Source organism: Duganella sp. GW821-FHT07G03 (assembly GCF_059418605.1).
Map to the genome: position 1 here is coordinate 64382 of NZ_JBWKQE010000012.1, position 20591 is coordinate 84972.

15 protein-coding genes are annotated in these 20591 nt (G+C 65.6%); 7 read left to right on the top strand and 8 right to left on the bottom strand.

What is annotated here, in order from left to right; all coding sequences use genetic code 11:
- Positions 1-42 precede the first annotated feature (42 nt).
- Together AC07OK_RS16760 and AC07OK_RS16765 are read right to left on the bottom strand one after the other, a co-directional pair.
- Positions 43-1032 carry an RluA family pseudouridine synthase gene (locus AC07OK_RS16760; protein WP_492929191.1) on the bottom strand — a complete coding sequence of 330 codons (990 nt, stop codon included), beginning with the start codon at positions 1030-1032 and terminating at the stop codon, positions 43-45.
- 143 nt (positions 1033-1175) lie between these two features.
- Positions 1176-1556, bottom strand: coding sequence for a hypothetical protein (locus AC07OK_RS16765; protein ID WP_492929189.1), 381 nt, complete (start codon positions 1554-1556; stop codon positions 1176-1178).
- 173 nt (positions 1557-1729) lie between these two features.
- On the opposite strand from AC07OK_RS16765, the gene AC07OK_RS16770 reads away from it, so the two are divergent.
- From AC07OK_RS16770 to AC07OK_RS16790, 5 genes are all read left to right on the top strand, one after another.
- On the top strand, positions 1730-4786 hold the full coding sequence (locus AC07OK_RS16770; protein WP_494691380.1) for an Rne/Rng family ribonuclease: 3057 nt from the start codon (positions 1730-1732) through the stop codon (positions 4784-4786).
- Positions 4787-4956: 170 nt separating this feature from the next.
- Positions 4957-6078 (top strand): GTP 3',8-cyclase MoaA, encoded by a 1122-nt coding sequence (gene moaA, locus AC07OK_RS16775; protein WP_494691381.1) that lies wholly within the window; start codon positions 4957-4959, stop codon positions 6076-6078.
- 1 nt (position 6079) lies between these two features.
- Positions 6080-7969: a molybdopterin molybdotransferase MoeA gene (gene moeA / locus AC07OK_RS16780; RefSeq protein WP_494691382.1), complete on the top strand. Its 1890-nt coding sequence runs from the start codon at positions 6080-6082 to the stop codon at positions 7967-7969.
- A gap of 4 nt (positions 7970-7973) precedes the next feature.
- Complete coding sequence (locus tag AC07OK_RS16785; RefSeq protein WP_494691383.1) at positions 7974-8612, top strand: ABC transporter ATP-binding protein; 639 nt, start codon at positions 7974-7976, stop codon at positions 8610-8612.
- Between the two features lie 8 nt (positions 8613-8620).
- Entirely contained in the window at positions 8621-9418 is a 798-nt protein-coding gene (locus AC07OK_RS16790; protein ID WP_494691384.1) for an ABC transporter permease, read from the top strand.
- A gap of 1 nt (position 9419) precedes the next feature.
- On the opposite strand, the gene AC07OK_RS16795 is transcribed toward AC07OK_RS16790, so the two are convergent.
- The 4 genes from AC07OK_RS16795 to cqsA are packed head-to-tail and all read right to left on the bottom strand — an operon-like array spanning position 9420 to position 14426.
- Positions 9420-11393: an acyl CoA:acetate/3-ketoacid CoA transferase gene (locus AC07OK_RS16795; RefSeq protein ID WP_494691385.1), complete on the bottom strand. Its 1974-nt coding sequence runs from the start codon at positions 11391-11393 to the stop codon at positions 9420-9422.
- Positions 11394-11406: 13 nt separating this feature from the next.
- Positions 11407-12720: a DNA recombination protein RmuC gene (locus tag AC07OK_RS16800; protein ID WP_494691386.1), complete on the bottom strand. Its 1314-nt coding sequence runs from the start codon at positions 12718-12720 to the stop codon at positions 11407-11409.
- Positions 12721-12724: 4 nt separating this feature from the next.
- Positions 12725-13123, bottom strand: a complete 399-nt coding sequence (locus tag AC07OK_RS16805; protein ID WP_494691387.1) for a group II truncated hemoglobin — start codon at positions 13121-13123, stop codon at positions 12725-12727.
- A gap of 43 nt (positions 13124-13166) precedes the next feature.
- Positions 13167-14426, bottom strand: coding sequence for an alpha-hydroxyketone-type quorum-sensing autoinducer synthase (cqsA, locus tag AC07OK_RS16810; protein ID WP_494691388.1), 1260 nt, complete (start codon positions 14424-14426; stop codon positions 13167-13169).
- A 171-nt stretch (positions 14427-14597) separates the two neighbouring features.
- Here cqsA and AC07OK_RS16815 point away from each other — a divergent pair, with 171 nt between their 5' ends.
- Together AC07OK_RS16815 and AC07OK_RS16820 are read left to right on the top strand one after the other, a co-directional pair.
- On the top strand, positions 14598-15878 hold the full coding sequence (locus AC07OK_RS16815) for a sensor histidine kinase (protein ID WP_494691389.1): 1281 nt from the start codon (positions 14598-14600) through the stop codon (positions 15876-15878).
- 4 nt (positions 15879-15882) lie between these two features.
- Entirely contained in the window at positions 15883-16893 is a 1011-nt protein-coding gene (locus AC07OK_RS16820) for a response regulator (protein ID WP_494691390.1), read from the top strand.
- Between the two features lie 102 nt (positions 16894-16995).
- Here the strand turns inward: AC07OK_RS16820 and AC07OK_RS16825 are convergent, their stop codons facing one another.
- Positions 16996-19533 (bottom strand): ABC transporter permease, encoded by a 2538-nt coding sequence (locus tag AC07OK_RS16825; protein ID WP_494691391.1) that lies wholly within the window; start codon positions 19531-19533, stop codon positions 16996-16998.
- A gap of 9 nt (positions 19534-19542) precedes the next feature.
- Positions 19543-20550, bottom strand: coding sequence for an adenosine deaminase (locus AC07OK_RS16830; protein ID WP_494691392.1), 1008 nt, complete (start codon positions 20548-20550; stop codon positions 19543-19545).
- Positions 20551-20591: the final 41 nt, after the last annotated feature.

Below are 20591 nucleotides of genomic sequence, written 5' to 3' on the forward strand. Positions count from 1 at the left end.
CGGCCTGCTATGGCGGGCCGGCTCCTTCAATAATATTTGCGATTAGTTAAGAGGTTTCCCCAAGCTTACCAAGAATCGCTCACATTCGGCAGCCAATGGCGCGTTCAGCGTCATGATTTTGCCGGAATCTGGATGGGTAAAGGTAATCTGATGGGCGTGCAGGAACATGCGCTTGAGCGCGCCGCGCGTGGCGTCGGCCTTCAACAAAACGCGGTTCAAGGCGAAATCGCCGTATTTGTCGTCACCCAGGATGGCGAAGCCGGAAGATGCGAGGTGGACGCGGATCTGGTGGGTGCGTCCGGTCTTCAGTTCGGCTTCCAGCAGGGCGAAGTCCTTGAATTTCTTCAGCAGCGAGAACACCGTGTGCGACGGCATGCCCTCGGCCTGCACCGCCACGCGGCGTTCGCCGTCGGCCGTGGTGTATTTATGCAGCGGCAGCTTGACGTGCTGGCGTGCATTCTTCCAGTCGCCCGCCACCATCGTCAGGTAACGCTTGTCGGTATGGCCGTCGCGCATCTGTTCGTGCAGGTTGGTCAGCGCCGAACGTTTCTTCGCCAACAACAGCAAACCGGAGGTGTCGCGGTCCAGCCGGTGCACCAGTTCCAGGAACTTGGCGTCCGGACGCGATGCGCGCAACTGCTCGATCACGCCGAAGGACACGCCGGAACCGCCGTGCACGGCCACGCCGGCCGGCTTGTCGATCACCAGCAGCTGAGCATCCTCGAAGATCACCTTGAATTCGGCGGCCGGCACATGGGTGGTGTCGGCCTTCTCGGCGATGCGGATCGGTGGAATACGAACGACATCCCCTTGTACCAGACGATACAGTTGATCGATGCGCCCTTTGTTAACGCGCACCTCACCCGAGCGCAGAATGCGATAGACGTGGCTCTTCGGCACGCCTTTGCAAATACGCAATAGGTAGTTGTCGATACGCTGACCGGCTTCTTCTTCAGTAATGGTGACGAACTGCGCTTGGAGCGGAACGTCCTGGGGTGTTGAAGGTGGGATAACATCTTTTTGTTGCTTCATTTGCTCTGTCTTCCCAGAAATCTCTCTAAGTCCTTCATTTTGAATATATAATTGTTAGCGCTGTGGCTCAATCTGCGGCAAGTGTAAGAATAAAAGCACATTTTACACAGGGGCGTCTCCACTGGCCTCGCCAAATTGCAAATTCAGAGGAAAAAATGTATACGCACCACCCCTGCCGGAATCAAGGTTGCACCGTTGTTGTAATCGGATGTCAGTAGGGATGCTGAATTAATATGGTTGGATTGTAAGGATAAAGTCCGGCCAGCTCGGTCTAATGTCGAGCTGGCCGGTTGATGAAGTTGATAACGCTTGCCGTTTTCGCCAAACCCCATGCTTTGCTGCAAGCTCGACGGAAGGCTGAAACAAGCCTGGTTACCGAAGTTGCAATACTTGTAGTATGTAAGCCTGGTCAGGATTTGGCTCTCAACGACGTTGCTCACCGCCTGCATTTCTCTGCCGTCTTTCAGAGGCCGCATGGATGAGTTGTAGGTGATGCGAGCACTCGGCATGTCGATCGACCTCATGCGCCCAGTTGCGGCCGCAGCGCGGACGTTTTCGTTCGCGTTGCTGCGCCGCACAGGATGGGCATACCCACCGCAATCACATTAATTCTCGCGTATATCCCTGTACCACGCTGCCTCGGTCCTAAGAAACCGAGCGGCACAGAGATGACCTACGGGTCGCGGAGTTAATAAAAATGAAACGCATGTTGTTTAATGCTACGCAGCAAGAAGAATTGCGCGTAGCGATCGTCGACGGTCAGAAACTGATCGATATCGACATCGAAACCGCCGGCCGCGAACAGCGCAAATCCAACATCTACAAAGGCGTGATCACCCGCATCGAGCCGTCGCTGGAAGCTTGCTTCGTCAGCTACGGCGAAGATCGCCACGGTTTCCTGCCTTTCAAGGAAGTAGCACGCACGTACTTCCGTGAAGGTGTGGATGTCCGTACCGCCTCCGTCAAGGAAGCGCTGCGCGAAGGCCAGGAAATCATGGTCCAGGTCGAAAAGGAAGAGCGCGGCAACAAGGGCGCCGCCCTGACCTCCTTCGTCTCGCTGGCCGGCCGCTACCTGGTGCTGATGCCGAACAACCCGCGCGGCGGTGGTGTATCGCGCCGTGTCGAAGGTGAAGAGCGCCAGGAACTGCGCGAAACCATGGACAAGCTGGACCTGCCGCCAGGCATGTCGGTGATTGCCCGCACCGCAGGCATCGGCCGCAACGTCGACGAACTGCAGTGGGACTTGAACTACCTGATGCAACTGTGGCGCGCGATCGAAGGCGCCGGCAAGTCGGCCTCCGGCGCGTTCCTGATCTACCAGGAATCGTCGCTGGTGATCCGCGCCATCCGCGATTACTTCCAGCCTGACATCGGCGAAATCCTGATCGACACCGACGACATCTACGAACAGGCTCACCAGTTCATGAGCCACGTGATGCCGGACATGGTGCACCGCGTGAAGCGCTACAGCGACGACGTGCCGCTGTTCTCCCGCTTCCAGATCGAACACCAGATCGAAACCGCCTACAGCCGCACCGTGCCGCTGCCATCGGGCGGCGCCATCGTGATCGACCACACCGAAGCGCTGGTGTCGGTCGACGTCAACTCGGCCCGCGCCACCCGCGGTTCGGACATCGAGACCACCGCCTTCAACACCAACTGCGAAGCCGCTGAAGAAGTGGCCCGCCAGCTGCGCCTGCGCGACTTGGGCGGCCTGATCGTGATCGACTTCATCGACATGGAAGTGGCCAAGAACCAGCGCGAAGTCGAACAGCGTTTGAAAGACGCGCTGCACCACGACCGTGCCCGCGTCCAGATGGGCAAGATTTCCCGCTTCGGCCTGATGGAACTGTCGCGCCAGCGCCTGCGTCCTTCGCTGTCCGAGGGTTCGCACGTGACCTGCCCGCGCTGCTCCGGCACCGGCCATATCCGCGACACCGAATCGTCGGCCCTGCAAGTGCTGCGCATCATCCAGGAAGAGGCGATGAAGGAAAACTCGGCCACCATCCACGTGCAGGTTCCCGTGGACGTGGCGGCCTTCCTGCTGAACGAAAAGCGCGGCGAAGTGCTGAAGATCGAAACTCGCCACCGCATCAGCATCATCCTGGTGCCGAACAAGCACCTGGAAACCCCGCACTACAAACTGGAGCGCATCAAACACGACGATCCGCGTCTGGAAGAAAGCCAGGCGAGCTATTCGCTGGCCGAGCAAGCCGAAACCGACATGGCCTACAGCAAGCGCCAGAAGGAAGAAGCCAAGCCGCGCCAGGAAGCCATGGTCAAGACCATCACCCCTGACCAGCCTGCACCGCTGGTCGAGCGCAAGCCGACCGAAACCGTCATCAAGCCAGCGCCGGCCCCAGTGCCAGCACCGGCCGAGCAAGGTTTCTTCGCCAAGCTGTTCAGCTTCCTGAGCCCGAAACCGGCGCCGACGGCCCTGCCGCAGCAGCCGACCATCGTGGTCAAGGCGCCGTCCGGCGACCGTGGCGACCGCAACGCGCGTGGCCCACGTGGCCGCAACCGTAACGGCAAGGCCGCAGGCCGTGGCGAGCGCGAAGAGCGCGAACCAGGCGCAGCCCGTCCGGCAGCGGACGAAGCGAAGGCAGTCGACGCCAACGGCCGTCCGGCACGCCCACCGCGTCCACCGCGCGAGCCGCGCGAACCGCGTGAAAACCAGGCAGCAGAAGGCCAGGCGCCACGCGAACGCGCAGAGCGTCCGGAACGTGCGGAACGTGCAGAGCGCACGCCACGTCCACCGCGTGAACCACGCGGCGAGAAAGCCCCGGTCGAAGCCAAGGTTGAAGAATTGGCGCTGAACGTCGGCGTGCCGTCGACCGGCCCGGTGACCGAAGCAGCCACCAGCATCCTGAAAACCGCGCCGAGCGCCGGCCCGGAAGGTGATGAAAACGAAGCAGCGGTGGACGGTGAAGAACCGCGTCGTCGTCGCCGTCGTGGTGGCCGCAACCGCAATCGTCGCGACCGTGACGGTAGCGAAGGTGTGGAAGGCGCGGAAGGCCAGGAATCGGCCGCGGGTGAAGCTGGTGAGCAAGGCGAGCAGATCGCCCTGAGCTTCAGCGCACCAACCGCCGAGGCAGCAGTTGCTCCGGCAGCAGCCACGATGGAAGCAGCGGCCGTGGAAGCAGTGGCCGTGGTTGAGCCAGTCGTCACCGCGCCAGTGCTTGCCGAAGCGCCGGCCGCCGAGCCAGTCGTGGCAGCAGTCGTCACGCCGGAACCAGCGCCAGTCGTTGAAGCGCCTGCCGTTGTTGCAGCGCCTGTAGTGGAAGCTGCGCCAGTCGTCGCCGAGCCAGTAGCTGTTGTGGTGGAAGCACCGGCAGCGCCGGCGCAGGTCGAAGCACCAGCAGCCCCAGTCGTCGCGGAAGCGCCGGCCGTGGTGGTGGAAGTTGCCGCACCAGTCGTGGTGGAAGCCGCGCCGGTCGCAGCAGCTCCTGCTCCAACGCCAGCCCCTGCTCCAGTGGTGGCGCCAGTGGTTGCCGAGCCAGTTGCTGCGGTCGTCGCAGCGCCGGCGCCAGTAGCAGCACCAGTGCCAGCACCGGTGGCGCCATCGGCCCCGATCGACCTGCAAGCAGTGCTCGGCTCCGCCGGCCTGACGCTGGCAGCCACCGATCCAGCCAAGCTGCGCGCCGCGCAGGAAGCAGCCGCCAACGCCGTAGCACCGGCCCGCGTTCCACGCGAACGCAAGCCGCTGCCGCCGCAAAATGACGAGCCGCTGGTCCAGGTGGACACCCGCCGCTAATCGCAGCGGATAGCAAAACCAAAAAGCCCCGCCGGCACCGAGCGCGCTCTTGAGCGCGTTCAGGCCGGCGGGGCTTTTTTAATCCGGGGTTGGCGGCAGCGTGCTATCGTAGCTTCTTGGAGTTGCCCAACCGTTGTCCCGCATTTCAAAAACAGCAAGATTGTAGAGTCATGGCAGAGAAAATTATTATGATGGCCAGCCAGCGCCCCGCGCCGCCCGCCATCCCCGCTATCCTGGAGGCGCCGACCGGCCTGTTGAGCGATCAACTGGCCCGTCCGCTGCACGACCTGCGCATCTCCGTCACCGACCGCTGCAATTTCCGCTGCGTCTACTGCATGCCCAAGGCGGTGTTCGACAGCGACTACCAATACCTGCCGCACACCTCGCTGCTGTCGTTCGAAGAAATCACCCGCCTGGCGCAAACCTTTATCGCCCACGGCGTCGAGAAGATCCGCCTGACCGGCGGCGAACCGCTGCTGCGCAAGAACATCGAACGGCTGGTCGGCATGCTGGCCGAACTGAAGACCGTCCACGGCAAGCCGCTCGACCTGACGCTGACCACCAACGCCTCGCTGCTGGCCCGCAAGGCGCAGTCGCTCAAGGACGCCGGCCTGCAACGCATCACCGTCTCGCTCGACGCGCTCGACAACGCCACCTTCCAGAAAATGAACGACGTCGACTTCGCGGTCGAAGACGTGCTGCACGGCATAGACGTGGCGCACCAGGTGGGCCTGGGCCCGGTCAAGATCAACATGGTGGTCAAGGCCGGCATGAACGACCAGGAGATCCTGCCGATGGCGCGCCACTTCAGGAACACGCCCTACATCCTGCGCTTCATCGAATATATGGACGTCGGCGCCTCCAACGGCTGGAAAATGGACGAGGTGATCCCGTCCGCCGAAGTGGTGCGCCGCATCCACGCCGAGATGCCGCTCGAGCCGCTGTCGGCCAACTACACCGGCGAAACCGCCGCCCGCTGGCGCTATATCGACAACAACGGCGACGGCGGCGGCGAGATCGGCCTGATCTCGAGTGTATCCCACGCCTTCTGCGGAGACTGTACCCGCGCGCGCCTGTCGACCGAGGGTAAGCTCTACACCTGCCTGTTCGCCACCAGCGGCCACGATCTGCGCGCCCTGCTGCGCGACGGCCGCAGCGACGCGGAAATCAGCACCGTGCTGGCGCAGCTATGGCGCGCGCGCGGCGACCGCTACTCGGAACTGCGCACCAATGACACCGACGGCCTGCAACGCAGCGCCAATAAAGTGGAAATGTCTTACATCGGAGGGTAGTTTGTCTTTGAAGAGCAAGGTCACCGGACTGATACTGGCGGGCGGGCGCGGCACGCGCATGGGCCGCGTCGACAAGGGTTTGCAGCCGTTCCGCGGCGCCACGCTGGTGGAACACGTGATGCGCCGCCTGGCGCCGCAAGCGGCCAGCGTCGTCATCAACGCCAACCGCAACCTGCCGCAATACCAGGCCGTCGCCGGCGCAGCGCCGGTGCTGCCGGACTACCTGGACGGCTTTGAAGGCCCGCTGGCCGGCCTGCAGATCGGTCTCCAGTACTGCCCCACCGAACTGCTGCTGACCGCTCCCTGCGACTCGCCCTTCCTGCCTGAAGACCTGGCCGAACGCCTGTACGCGGCGATGCTGGCGCAGGATGCCGACGTGGCGCTGGCCGTCACCATGGAATCCGAAGCCGGCGCCGAGCCGCACCGCCAGCCGCACCCCGTATTCGCCCTGCTCAAAGCCAGCCTGCTGCCGCAGCTGGACGCCTACCTGGACACCGGCGCGCGCCGCATGGAAAGCTGGTTCAAATCGCTGCGCGTGGCCGAGGTGATGTTCGACCAGGCCGACGCCTTCCGCAACATCAACACGCTGGCAGAGCTGCAACAGCACGAACGCGCCCCAGCGCCCGCCGCCGCCACTGTCCGCGCAGCCGATCCCGGCGCGCTGCCCGTGGCCGAGGCGCAGCGCATCATCTGCGAGCGCGTGACGCCGGTCGCGGCCACCGAACGGCTCGCGCTGCGCGACGCCCTCGACCGCGTGCTGGCCGAAGACATCATCTCGCCGATCAACGTGCCGGCCTACGACAACTCGGCGATGGACGGCTACGCGCTGCGCGGCGCCGACCTGCCCCCTGCCGGCGCGCCCGACGCCACGTTCAAGGTGGTCGGCATCGCCTACGCCGGCCGCCCGTGCGCGCAGGCGCCGCAAGCCGGCGAGTGCATCCGCATCATGACCGGCGCCGCCATCCCGCCCGGCTGCGACAGCGTGCTGCCGCAGGAACTGGCCGCGCACATCGGCGCAGACACGGTCACGATCCGGCATGGCGCCATCCGCACCGGCGCCAACCGCCGCTTCGCCGGCGAAGATTTGAAGGCCGGCGGCATCGCCCTGGCCCAGGGTAAAATCATGCGCCCCGCCGACCTGGGCCTGGTGGCCTCGCTCGGCATCGGCGAAGTGGCCGTGCGGCGCAAGCTGCGCGTGGCCTTCTTCTCCACCGGCGACGAACTGCGCTCGCTGGGCGAGCCACTCGACGACGGCTGCGTCTACGACAGCAACCGCTACACGCTGTTCGGCATGTTGACGCGGCTGGGTTGCGACGTCATCGACATGGGCATCGTGCGCGACGACCCGGCCGCGCTGGAGGCGGCGCTGCTCGACGCCTGCGCCAACGCCGACGCCATCATCACCTCCGGCGGCGTCTCCGAAGGCGCGGCCGACTACACGCGCGACATCCTCGGCCGCATCGGCGACGTCGACTTCTGGAAGCTGGCGATGCGTCCCGGCCGGCCGCTCGCCTTCGGCCAGATCCGCAGCGAGGCAGACAGCGCCTGGCTGTTTGGCCTGCCCGGCAATCCGGTGGCGGTGATGGTATCGTTCTACATGTTCGCCCGTCCCGCGCTGCTGCGCATGATGGGGACGCAGGCCACGCAACAGGCAATGCAGGCCCGCAGCATGGCGGCGATCCGCAAACGCCCCGGCCGCACCGAATACCAGCGCGGCATCGTCAGCGCCGGCGCCGACGGCGCGCCGCAAGTGCGCCTGACCGGCGCGCAGGGCTCCGGCATCCTGAGCTCCATGACGGAGGCGAACTGCATCGTCGTGCTGCACGAGGCGCAGGCGGACATCGCCGCCGGCGAGATGGTCGAGGTGCTGCTGTTCGACGGCTTGATCTGAGCAAATGATCCAAACCGACGTAGCCGCTGCCCCACTCCTGCGCATCCGCAACCTGCAATCGCCGCTGGCCGGTCCGTTTTCATTCGACCTGGCGGCGGGTGAATGCCTGACCATCTCTGGCCCCTCGGGCGCCGGCAAAAGCCTGCTGCTGCGCATGCTGTGCGATCTCGATCCCAACACCGGCGAAGCCCTGCTGGACGGCCTGCCGCGCTCCGGCATGAGCGCACCCGCGTGGCGCGCCGGCGTGGTCTACCAACCCGCCGAAGCGGCATGGTGGCTGCCCACCGCCGCCGACCATTTCAAGCCCGCGCAAATGGCGCGCGTGCGCGAACTGCTGCCGCAACTGAACCTGTCGCCGGCGCTGCTGGACGCCGACATCGGCCGCCTCTCCACCGGCGAGCGCCAGCGCATGGCCCTGGTGCGGTCGCTGGCCTGCAAGCCGCAGGTGCTGCTGCTCGACGAACCCACCGCCGCGCTGGACCCGGCCGCCGTCGCCGCCACCGAACAGCTGCTGCAAAAAGAGCTGGCCACAGGACTGGCCATCATCCTGGTCACGCACTCGGAAGCGCAGGCACAAACGCTGGGCCACCGCAGCATGACGATGTGCGAGCGCCGCCTCACCGAAAATGGGGCCGCACCATGAGCACCGGCATGACGCCTATCCAACCGGGCGCCTTCGACCTGGCCATCGCCTCCTCGCTGGTGCTGCTCAATGCCGGCATCTCCGCTTACCTGGGTTTGCGCATGCAGCGCAAGATACTGTGGTCCGCCACGCGCATGGTGGTGCAGCTGCTATTGGTCGGGCTGGTGCTGCGCTGGGTGTTCGCGCTCGCTTCGCCAGCCGCCACGCTGGCCGTGGCAATGCTGATGATCGTCGCCGCCGCGCGCGAGGTGGCGATGCGGCCCGCGCACGGCCTGCGCGGCTGGCCCGGCGTGTGGCTGGCCACCGTCAGCGTCGGCCTGTCCAGCGTCGCCACCGCGATGCTGGCGCTGCTGACGGTGCTGCATCCGACGCCCTGGTACGAACCGCAATACGCGATACCGCTGATCGGCATCGTGCTGGGCAACGTACTCAATTCGGCCAGCCTGGGATTGGACACCTTCTACGGCGGCGTGATCAACTCGCGCAACGCCATCGAAGCGCAACTGGTGCTGGGCGCCACCCGCAACGAAGCGCTGGCGCCGCTGATCCGCGAATCGGTGCGCAAGGGACTGATCCCGCTGATCAACCAGATGTCGGCCGCCGGCATCATCACCCTGCCCGGCATCATGACCGGCCAGATCCTCGCCGGCATGGACCCGATGGACGCGGTGCGCTACCAGATCCTGCTGATGTTCCTGCTGGCCGGCGGCAGCGGCCTGTCGGTCACGCTGGCGGTCTATTTGGCGGCGCGCAGCGTCACCGACGAGCGCCACCGCCTGCGGCTGGAACGCCTGGCCAGCCGCTAACCTAGTCCTCCTGCTGCTGCAAACGCAGCAGCGCCTCGGCAGAGTTGGCGAACAGCGCCGCGTCCTTCTCGATGCGGCGGAAGGCGCGCCCCAGGCTGGCGCGCATGAAGGTGCTGTGCGCGTAGCGCGTGACCTTGCTGTAATAGCGTTCCGCCAGCTGGTTCACCGCCGCCACATATTGGTCCATCAAATCCGGCGCGATCGAGAAGTTGTCGTAGTTGATCACCGCCGGCACCTTGCGGCCCAGCGGCGCCAGACGCTCAGCCACCATCGCGCAGATGGTGGCGATGGTCTCGGCGTCACTGATTTCAAAGCCCTCGAAATTGACGAAGAAGAGCTGCTGCTGCGCGTCGAACACCAGCCGCTGCTCCAGCGGCAGCGCCAGGAAGTCGGCGCGCCAGTTCATCGCCAGCGGCGCGAAGATGCGCGCGTCCATCACCTTCAGCTGCGCGCTGATCGCCGGCTTGAAATCCATGTGCGCCAGGATGTCGCGCTCGACATCCACACCGGGCGCGATCTCGATCAGCTCCAGCCCGGACATGCCGCCGTCCAGCACCAGCCGCATCACACAGCGCTCGGTGATGAACAGGGCCTCCTGCCCACGCCGCGCCGCGTACTCGCCGCTGTAGGTACGGTGCTCCACCTCGTCGACGAACTTGCGGGTCGCCCCCTTGTCCGCAGTGAATGTGCCGACAAACACCACCTTGCGCGCATTCTGGCTGATGTTGATGAAGCCTCCGGCGCCGGCCAGCTTGCTGCCGAATTTGCTGACGTTCAGATTGCCATGGCGGTCGGCCTGCGCCAGCCCGAGCACCGCCACATCCAGCCCGCCGCCGTCGTAGAAATCGAACTGGTAGGGCTGGTCGATGACCGCGTCGGCGTTGGTGGCCGCGCCGAAGTTCAAGCCGCCGGCCGGCATGCCGCCGATCACGCCCGGCTCCGCCGTCAGCGTCACCAGGTCGAGCAGCTTCTCTTCCGCCGCCACCGCCGCCACGCCTTCCGGCATGCCGATGCCGAGATTGACCACGTTGTTCGGCCGCAGCTCCATCAGCGCGCGGCGGGCGATGATCTTCCGCTCCGACATGGCCATCGGCGCCACCGCCGACAGGGGCACGCGCAGCTCGCCCGAGTAGGCCGGGTTGTACGGCTCGGCGAAAGTCTGCATATGGTATTCGGGCTTTTCCGCCACCACCACGCAATCGACCAGGATGCCGGGAATCTTGACCTGGCGCGGATTGAGCGTGCCGCGCTCGGCGATGCGCTCCACCTGCACGATGACGATGCCGCCCGAATTGTGCGCGGCCATCGCGATCGCCAGCGCCTCCAGGGTCAGCGCCTCGCGCTCCATGGTGATATTGCCCAGCGCGTCCGCCGTGGTGCCGCGGATGATCCCCACGTGCACCGGCTGCGATTTGTAGAACAGGTATTCCTTGCCGCCCAACGTCATCAGCTCGACCAGCTCCTCGGTGGTGCGGGCGTTGATCTTGCCGCCGCCGTGGCGTGGATCGACAAAGGTGCCGAGGCCGACGTGCGTGATCAATCCCGGCTTGCCGGCGGCGGTGTCGCGAAACAGCTGGCTGATCACGCCTTGCGGCAGGTTGTAGGCTTCGATCTTGCCGGTCATGGCCAGCTGCTGCAGCTTGGGCACCAGGCTCCAATGGCCGCCGATCACGCGCTTGAGCAGCCCCTCGTGGCCGAAGTGATTCAGGCCGCGCTCCTTGCCGTCGCCCTGGCCCGCCGCGTAGAGCAAGGTCAGGTCGCGCGGATGACCGCCGCTGTCGGCGGACAGGAAGCGCCGCTCCAGCGCCACCGCGATATTCTCCGCGAAGCCGACGCCGACAAAGCCGCCGGTGGCGATGGTGTCGCCGTCGCGTATCAGGCCGACCGCGTCGGCCGCGCTGACGATCTTGTTGCGCTGGACGGCTGGTGTGCCGACCGTGGAAAAATCGAAAGTACGCGGGGTGACGGCAGGCATGGCTATCTCCGTTCTATTCTATGTCGAGATCATTCTTGTCAATTTCAGGTCCCAGCAGCAGCTGCGCCGCTTCGCTCGGCAGCGCCTCCACCGACTTCAGCTTGCGCGCCATCTGGCGGCTGCGGGTCTCGGCCGATTCGATATTCTTGGCGGCCCGCTCCAGCGCCAGCTTGGTGGCCGACAGCACGTCGCCGAACTTGCCGAACTCCGTCTTCACCGCGCCCAGCACCTGCCACACTTCCGACGAACGCTTCTCCAGCGCCAGCGTGCGGAAGCCCATCTGCAAACTGTTGAGCAGCGCCGACAAGGTCGACGGCCCGGCGATGCTGATGCGGTGCACGCGTTGCAGCTCGTCGGCCAGGCCGGGACGGCGCATCACTTCCGCATACAGGCCTTCGGTCGGCAGGAACAGGATGGCGAAATCGGTGGTGTGCGGCGGCGACACATACTTTTCCGAGATGGTCTTGGCCTCGCCGCGCACCGCGCGTTCCAGTTCGCGGCCGGCCAGCGCCACGCCTTCCGCGTCGGCGCGGTCGGCGGCGTCCAGCAGGCGCTCGTACTGCTCTTTCGGGAACTTGGCGTCGATCGGCATCCATACCGGCGCCCCGCCCTCGACCTGGCCCGGCAGCTTGAGCGCGAACTCCACCCGCGCGCCGCTGCCGGCGATGGTCTCGACGTTCTTTGCATACTGCTCCGGCGTCAGCACCTGCTCCAGCAGCATCTCCAGCTGCACTTCGCCCCAGGTGCCGCGCGTCTTCACATTGGTCAGCACCCGTTTCAGGTCGCCCACGCCCAGCGCCAGCTGCTGCATCTCGCCCAGTCCCTGGTGCACGCGCTCGAGCCGCTCGGACACCTGCTGGAACGAGGCGCTCAGGCGCGCCTCCAGCGTCGCGTGCAGCTTTTCGTCGACGGTCTTGCGCATCTCTTCCAGCCGCGCGCCGTTGTCCGCCTGCAGATCCTTGATCTTCGCTTCCAGCGTGGCGCGCACTTCCTGCATGCGCGCGGCGTTCGATTCGGTCAGCCGCGCCAACGTTTGATTCATGCTGTCGGCGAACTGCTTCAGGCTGCGGCCCTGCTCGTCGCGGCCGACCAGCCCCTGCGCCTCCAGTTGCCGGCGCAGGGCTTCGAACTGCTGCACGCTGGCCGCGTGCGTGGCTTGCGCCGTGGTCTGCAACTGCATCCGCACTTCGCGCTCGACGCGCTCGATGCGTTCGGCCAGGCCGCCGTCGGCGCCGGCCACGCCACGCGCGCGCAGCAGCGACAGCAACTGCAAGCCGATGACGGCGGCAACGGCGATCAACAGCACATAGAATTCGATCTGGTTCATGGGGTCAATCCGGCTTGTTGCGCATCCAGTCGGCGGTTTGATAGAAGGACTCCATCAACCGCAACCGCAGCGCTTCGGCGATGCCGACATCCTCCATCGCCCACGCCATCGCGCGCAACCACTGGTCGCGCTCCTGGGTGCCGATGGCGAACGGCATGTGCCGCATGCGCAGGCGCGGATGGCCGTGCGCTTCGATGTACAGGTCCGGCCCGCCCATCCAGCCGCTCAGGAACATGAACAGGCGCTCACGCGCGTTGTCCAGCGTGGGCGGGTGGGCGGCGCGCAGCAGCGCGAACTCCGGTTCCAGTTCCATCAGGTCATAAAACCGGTCGACCATGTCGCGCACGCGCGATTCGCCGCCGATCACTTCGTAGAGAGTTTGGGATTCAGTCATAAGCTCCATGATAGCGTACCAGGCGGTGGATTGCCGAGCGTCTGCGACGGCGTCACACCAGCGCAAGCCGGCGCATGCGCCGGGTCGACGACCAGCTTTCCAGGTCGGCCTCGGCGCGGATATCGTCGCAGGCCTGGATGATGCGCGACAACTGCGTCCGGTCCAGGCCAGAGTTCAGCGTCAGCCGCACCAGCGAGCGGTTCTTCGGCGTGGCCGGCGCGCAGAACATGGCGCCGTAGACGCCGCGCCGCTCCAGCAGCTTGCGCAGCGCCAGCGTCTTCGGCTCCGGGCCCGGCTCCAGCGCGATGATCTGCTCGCTGCCGTCGCTGACGTTGTAGCCCAGCGCGCTCAACTCCTCGCGCACTTCGGCCGCATGCGCATGCAGCGCGGCGCGGCGGTCGTCGGCCGCGGCGATGAAGTCGATGGCGGCGTCGAACCAGGCCAGCTCATGCCCCAGCAGGCAGGAACTGAAGATGGCCGGGCGCGACTCCGACAGGAAGTAGCCCTTGAATTTGCTGGAACAGGTGATGAAACCGGCGCGCCCGGCAAACGCCTTGGCCAGCGACGCCGTGCGGAAATGCACCCGCTCGCTCAAGCCCAGCGCCGCCACCAGGCCGGCGCCGCGCGGGCCGTGCGTGCCCAGCGAATGCGATTCGTCGACGATCAGCAGGCAGCCGCTGCGCTCGGCGATCTCCACCAGCTCGCGCAACGGCGCCACGCTGCCGTTGGTGCTGTACAGCGCATCGACCACGATCAGGCCGCGCCCGTGGCGCGCCAGCTGCTTGTGCAGATGCTCCAGGTCGTTGTGCAGGAAGGGCACGGGCGTGGCGCCGGCCGACTGCACGCCCTCCCACAGCGAGGCGTGCGCCTGCATGTCCAGGTAGACCGGGATGCCGGGCGCGGCCAGCGTCTGCACCAGGCCGACGTTGGCGGCCCAGCCGGACTGTGCCAGGATGCCGTCCTGCGCCCCCATGAAGCGGGCGAACTTGCGCTCCAGCCGGTGCTGCGCGCTGCCCTCCTGCAAATACACGGCCGACATCAGCAGCTCGCCCTGGTTGTTGGCCAGCGCCGCCATCTGCGCCTGCATCAGCGTCGGCTCGCCGGCCAGGCACAGGTAGTCATTACCGGCCAGGAAGACCGCGCCGGCGGGCGTCGGTTGCCATGCATGCGGGTGCTCGCCGCCCAACAGTAACTCGATACGGGTAACGTAGTGTTCATCCATGCGCCGGGTCACAAAATCGGGCAGGTGTTGCTCGGCTGGCAAAGCAAAAACCTGGTCATGTATAGGTTCTTGGGCAATCGCATTCGACATTTTCAGATTCCTTTCGTTGTTTGGGAAAAGGTTGTTTTTTTATGAATCTAATACCAACCTTGAGGCCAAAAAAACAAGAGGTAATTGATACCGATCAATTAATGATTTGATATTCATGAGCGCGTTGCAATTTAAGGCGATCATGGCACCTTGATAAAAGTCAATTTGCCCATGACGCCACCACTGCAAGAACGCTGGAAACGCTGGCAGCACGGCCTGGTCCAGTCACTGTTGCTTTACCATGGCCGCGAAGACCATGCCCTGGTGCGCGTGCTGTTGCTGGCCAGCATAGGCACGGTGGGCATGCCGCTGTACTACGTGATCTGGCAGAACTTCTTTCCGCAAGAGTACGAAAGCCTGCCGCTGCGCCTGCTGGGCATCCTGCTGTGCGCGCTGGGCCTGTTCGCCCGCCAGTTCAGCCGCCGCATGCTGCACCTGTACCTGCTGGTCACGCTCAGCTACATTTTCCCGTTCTTCTTCACCTTCATGTTCCTGATGAACCACGGTTCGGGCGTGTGGAGCGAGTCGCTGCTGATCGGGCTGGTGGTGCTGTTCCACTTCGACACCGGCCTGGCCGCCAAGGCTTACCTGACCGGCACCACCATAGCCTGCATGGCCGCCGCGCTGCTGGGCGAAGGCGCGGCCATGCTGAGCAGGCCGGTGCTGCAACAGCTGCCGATCCACCTGTTCACCATTGCCGTGCTGTCGGCCGCCAAGATCAGCCGCCACGTGCTGGCGCAGGAAAAGCTGGCCGGCCTGGGCGCCGGCCTGGCCACCGTGGCGCACGAGCTGCGCACCCCGCTCACCAGCGTCGACGCCAATGTGCGCGGCCTGCTGCGCATGTACACCGACACCGGCAACCGCTCCAAGGAGGACCGCCTCAGCGCCGTCGACGCGCTGGCGCGCATCCAGTTCGAGGTGCGCCATATGAACCACATGATCGACCTGTTCCTGCTCAGCGCGACGGCGGTGCGGCAGAACCTGCGGCCGGTGGAAGAGGTGAAGATGGAGGGCGTGGTGGAGGCGGTGCTCAAGCGCTACCCCTTCTCCAACGCCACGCAGCAAAAACTGGTGACGCTGGAAATGCGCCGCGACTTCAGCTTCGCCGGCCAGACCGAGTTGTCGGTGGTGATCCTGCTCAACCTGCTGCGCAACGCGCTCAAGGCGGTGCAGCGCGCCGGCAAGGGCCGCGTGCGCATCGTGGTCGACGGCGCGCACCAGCCGCCACGCCTGCTGTTCATCGATACCGGCTGCGGCATCCCGGCGCAGCAGATGCCGCTGATCTTCCGCCGCTTTTATTCCCATCCGCCGCACAACGGCGCCGGCATCGGCCTGGCCTTGTGCGAGGAGATCATGATGGCCTGGAGCGCCAGCATCCATTGCGTCTCGCGCGAGGGCGCCTACGCCATCTTTATCCTTGAATTCCCCCAGCAGCAGCCCATCCAGAGGTGACCCCATGCATTTGCCAGTCTATTCCCATCCCACCCTGACCGTGCTGGTCGACGACAGCGATTCCTTCCTGCGCAGCCTGTCGTTCCAGCTCGACCCCAAGCTGGCCAGCCAGACCTTCCACGACACCACCGCCGCGCTGCAATGGCTGCGCAAGGAACCGCAGTCGGGCTGCGTTCCGCTGCACGTCAACTTCGACATGCACAACCTGCCGGCCGACCAGTGCAACGTGGCGCTGGACCTGGAGCGCATCTACCGCATCGGCGAACAGCGCCATCGCTTCGCCACGCCGTCGGTGCTGGTGGTCGACTATTCGATGCCGCAGATGAACGGGCTGGAATTTTGCGAAGCGGTGGCGCACCTGCCCTGCAAGAAGATCCTGTTCACCGGCGCGGCCGACGAGAAGATCGCCGTCAGCGCCTTCAACCGCGGCCTGATCGACCGCTACATCAAGAAGAGCGACGATCACGCGCTCGATATCCTGGAGCTGGAAATCACGGCGCTGCAACAAGATTACTTCGAGACCCAGTCGGAAACGCTGCGCGAGCTGGTGCTGCTGCATAACTACAACTTCCTGGGCGATCCGGCGCTGGCGCGGCTGGTGCAGGACCTCTACGCCACCATGGGTTTTGTGGAACACTACATCTTCCCGAATCCGACCGGCATCCTGTTCCTCGACAAGCACGGCAAGGCCAGCCTGATGATGATAGAAACCGAACAGGGCATGTATGCGCAGTACGAGATCGCGCGCGACAGCGATGCGCCGCCGTCGTTGATGGATGCGCTGCTGGAGCGGCGCGTGCTGCCGTTCTTCTCCGATCCGGACGGCGACGGCATGTATGCGCGCCGGGTCGGCGACAACTGGCACCGCTACTGCGCGGCGCCGCGCGTGTGCCAGGGCCGCGAGACTTATTACTGGGCCCTGTTCGACCTGCCGCCGCACTACTTCGATCAAAAGCCTCGTTCCTACGCCGACTTCCTCAAGGAGCGGGCGGCGCAGGAAAGCCTCGCCGCCTAGTGCGGCTGTTTCAAACCGCCCGCAGCGAGGCGCAGCGACGAAGACAGTGCGCCTGCACGGCGAGGCGCTGCAACGAAGCTGCGGGCGGTTTGAAGCGGCCGCCTAACTTTCGCGCAGTGTTTGCAGTGGGGGTTGGCGCAGCACGTTGCGCAGGCCCAGCCAGCCGCCGGCGATGGCGCACAGCGCGCCCGCCACCAGGCCGACCAGCCACACGACCGGGCTGAAACTCCAGGCGAACTTGAACTGGTAGGTGGCCAGCGCCCAGCCCATGCCGGCCGCGCCGGTCGCCGCCAGCACCCCGGACAAGGCGCCCACCAGCGAGAACTCGATCAACTGCGCCTGCGACAGCTGCTTGCGCGTCGCGCCCAGTGCGCGCAGCAGGCCCGATTCGCGGGTGCGCTCGTCCTGCGATCCCATCAACGCCGCGTACAGCACCAGCACGCCGGAGGCCAGCGTGAACACGAACAGGAATTCCACCGCCGTCACCACCTGGTCCAGCACCGCCTGCACCTGGCGCAGCAAGCCGCCGACGTCGACGATGGTCAGGTTGGGATAGTCGCGCGTCAGCGCGTTCATCACCGCGCCCCGGCCTTGCGGCAGATGGAAGGCGGTGATCCAGCTCTGCGACACCTCGGTCATCGCCGCCGGGTTGATGATGACGAAGAAGTTGACCCGCATCGAGCCCCATTCCAGCTTGCGCAGGCTGGTGATGGTGGCGTCCACCGCCGTGCCGGCGATGACGAAGCGCAGCTTGTCGCCCAGCTTCCACTTGAGCGTCTTGGCGATGCCCTCCTCCACCGAGGCTTCCGGCGCGCCCGGCTTATCGGCGAACCACTGGCCGGCGCTGATCTTGTTCTCGGCCTGCATCGTCGCCATGGTCGACAGGTTGAATTCGCGGTCGGCCAGGCCCTTGGCGCGGTCCTCGGTGTAGGTCTCGGCGGTGACGGGCTTGCCGTTCACGGCGGTCAGGCGGCCGCGTATCATCGGATACTGCGGCGCGTAGCTCACGCCGGCCGCCTGCAGGCGTTTGCCGATGTCGGCCGCCTGCTCCGGCTGGATGTTGATGATGAAGCGGTTCGGCGCGTCCGGCGGCGTGGCGTTGCGCCAGGCCGTCATCAGGTCGCCGCGCACCACGGTCAGCACCAGCAACGCCATCATGCCCAGCGCCAGCGAGACGATCTGCACCACCGTCGCGCCGGGGCGGCGCTGCAGGGAGGTGATGGCGAAGCGCCAGCTTTGATGGTCGATCGCGCGCCGCAGCGGCTTGAGCGCGGCCAGCGCACCCCAGCCCACCAGCCCAAACAGCGCGAAGGCGCCGAGGAAGCCGAGCGCCGTGTACAAAGCTAGCTGCACATCGCCCGCTTGCCACAGCAGCAGCGCGACAAAGCCGGCCAGGCCCAGGCCGTAGGTGGCCAGCGCGGTCACCTGCGGCGGCTCCTGCTCGCGGCGGATCACGCGGTTGTGCGGCACTTTGCGCAACTGCAGTATCGGCGGCAGCGCGAAGGCGGCCAGCAGCAGCATGCCGGTGGCCACGCCCTGCAGCGCCGGGTAGATGGTCGGCGCCGGCAGGCTGGCCGAGACCAGCTTGCCCAGCACTTCCAGCAGCACGTAATGGCCGCCGAAGCCGACCGCCACGCCCATCAGGCTGCCAGCCAGGCCGACCAGCAGGAATTCGATCAGGTACATCAGCGTGACTTCGTTCTGCGTCAGGCCCAGGCAGCGCAGCATGGCGCAGGCGTCCAGGTGGCGCTGCATGAAGCGGCGCGCCGCCATCGCCACGGCCACCGCCGCCAGCATCGCCGACAGCAGGCCGACCAGCGACAGGAAGCGGTCGGCGCGGTCCAGCGTGGCGCGCATTTCGGGCCGGCCGTTTTCCAGCGACTCGACGCGCACGCCCTTGGTATTGTTTTGCTTGATCTGCGCTTGCAGCCATTGTTCGTAGGCGGTGGCGACGGCCGCGCCATCAGGCAGCGACGCCGGCGCCGCCAGCAGCAGGCGGTAGGACACGCGCGAGCCGGGTTGGATCAGATTGGTGGCTTCCACGTCGCCCAGCGCGAACATCACGCGCGGCGCGAAGGCCAGGAAGTTGGCGCCGCGGTCAGGCTCGGAGGCGATCAGCTGCGCCACCGTGAAGCTCTGGTCGCCCAGCTTGATGCGGCCGCCGATGGCAGTCTTCAGGCTGCCCAGCAGGCCGGCGTCGATCCACACGGTGCCCGGCGCCGGCACGCTGTTGGCCGCCGTACCGTAGCTTTGCTCGGCCTGCTCCGGATTGGTGGTGATCTTCAGCTGGCCGCGCAGCGGATAGCCGGGACCGACCGCCTTCAACGACGCCAGCAACGACGTCGATTGCTCGCCCTCGCCCGCCTGCGCCATGCTGGGGAAGCTGACGGTGTCGGTCATCAGCAGGCCGCGCCTGGCCGCCTCCGCGCGCCAGGCCGGATTGACCGGCAGGTCGGCGCTGATGACGACGTCGGCGCCCAGCAACTGGTGGGCGTCGCGATCGAGCCCGCTGCGCAGCCGGTCGATGAAGAAGCCGGTGGCGGACAAGGCGGCCACCGCCACCGTCAGCGCGATCAGCAGAAAGCGCAACTGGCCGGCGCGCCAGTCGCGCGCCGTCATCTTCAAGGCGAGTTTGAGCATGGAGGATTTCTAGAGTGCGGCGAAATACGCGTCGACTTCATCGAGGAACTTCTGCTTTTGTTGCGCCGGCAGGAAGGCCGCCGAGAAGCTGTTGCGCGCCAGGCGCTGCGCGTGGGACAGGCCCAGCGGCAAAGCCTCGAAGGTGGCGACGAAGTTGGCGTTCATGTAGCCGCCGAAATAGGCCGGATCGTCCGAGTTGACGGTGGCGACGATGCCGGCATCGAGCAGTTGCAGCAGGTTGTGCTGCTCCATGCGCTCGAACACGCACAGCTTGACGTTCGACAGCGGGCACACCGTCAGCGCGATCTGCTCGCGCGCCAGGCGCTCGGTCAGCGCCGCGTCTTCCAGGCAGCGCACGCCGTGGTCGATGCGCTCGACCTTCAGCACGTCAAGCGCGGTTTCGATATATGCCGGCGGGCCTTCCTCGCCCGCGTGCGCGACCAGGTGGAAGCCCAGCTCGCGGCACTTGGCGAACACGCGCGCGAACTTCTCCGGCGGATTGCCAACCTCCGACGAATCGAGCCCGATGCCCATGTACTTGTCGCGGTAAGGCAGCGCTTCTTCCAGCGTGGCGAAGGCGTCTTCCTCCGACAGGTGGCGCAGGAAGCTCAGGATCAGCGTCGCGCTGACCGGGCTGTCCTGGCAGGCGCGGTGGATGCCGTCGATCACGGTCTTGATCGGCACGCCGCGCGCGGTGTGCGTCTGCGGATCGAAGAAGATCTCGGTGTGGCGCACATGGTCTTGCTCGGCGCGCTTGAGGTAGGCGGCGGTCATGTCGTAGAAGTCCTGCTCCTGCAACAGTACGCTGGCGCCGGCGTAGTAGATATCGAGGAAGGACTGCAGGTCGGTGAAGGCGTAGGCGGCGCGCAGCTCTTCCACCGAACCGTAAGCCAGCTTGACCTGGTTGCGCTGGGCCAGCGCGAAGATCAGCTCAGGCTCCAGCGAGCCCTCGATGTGGATGTGCAGTTCGGCTTTGGGCATCTGCTGCACCACCGTGCGCAATTGTTCGTTCAACATTATTCTTATTTCCTGTGACAGTTAGCTGGATCATCGCATCT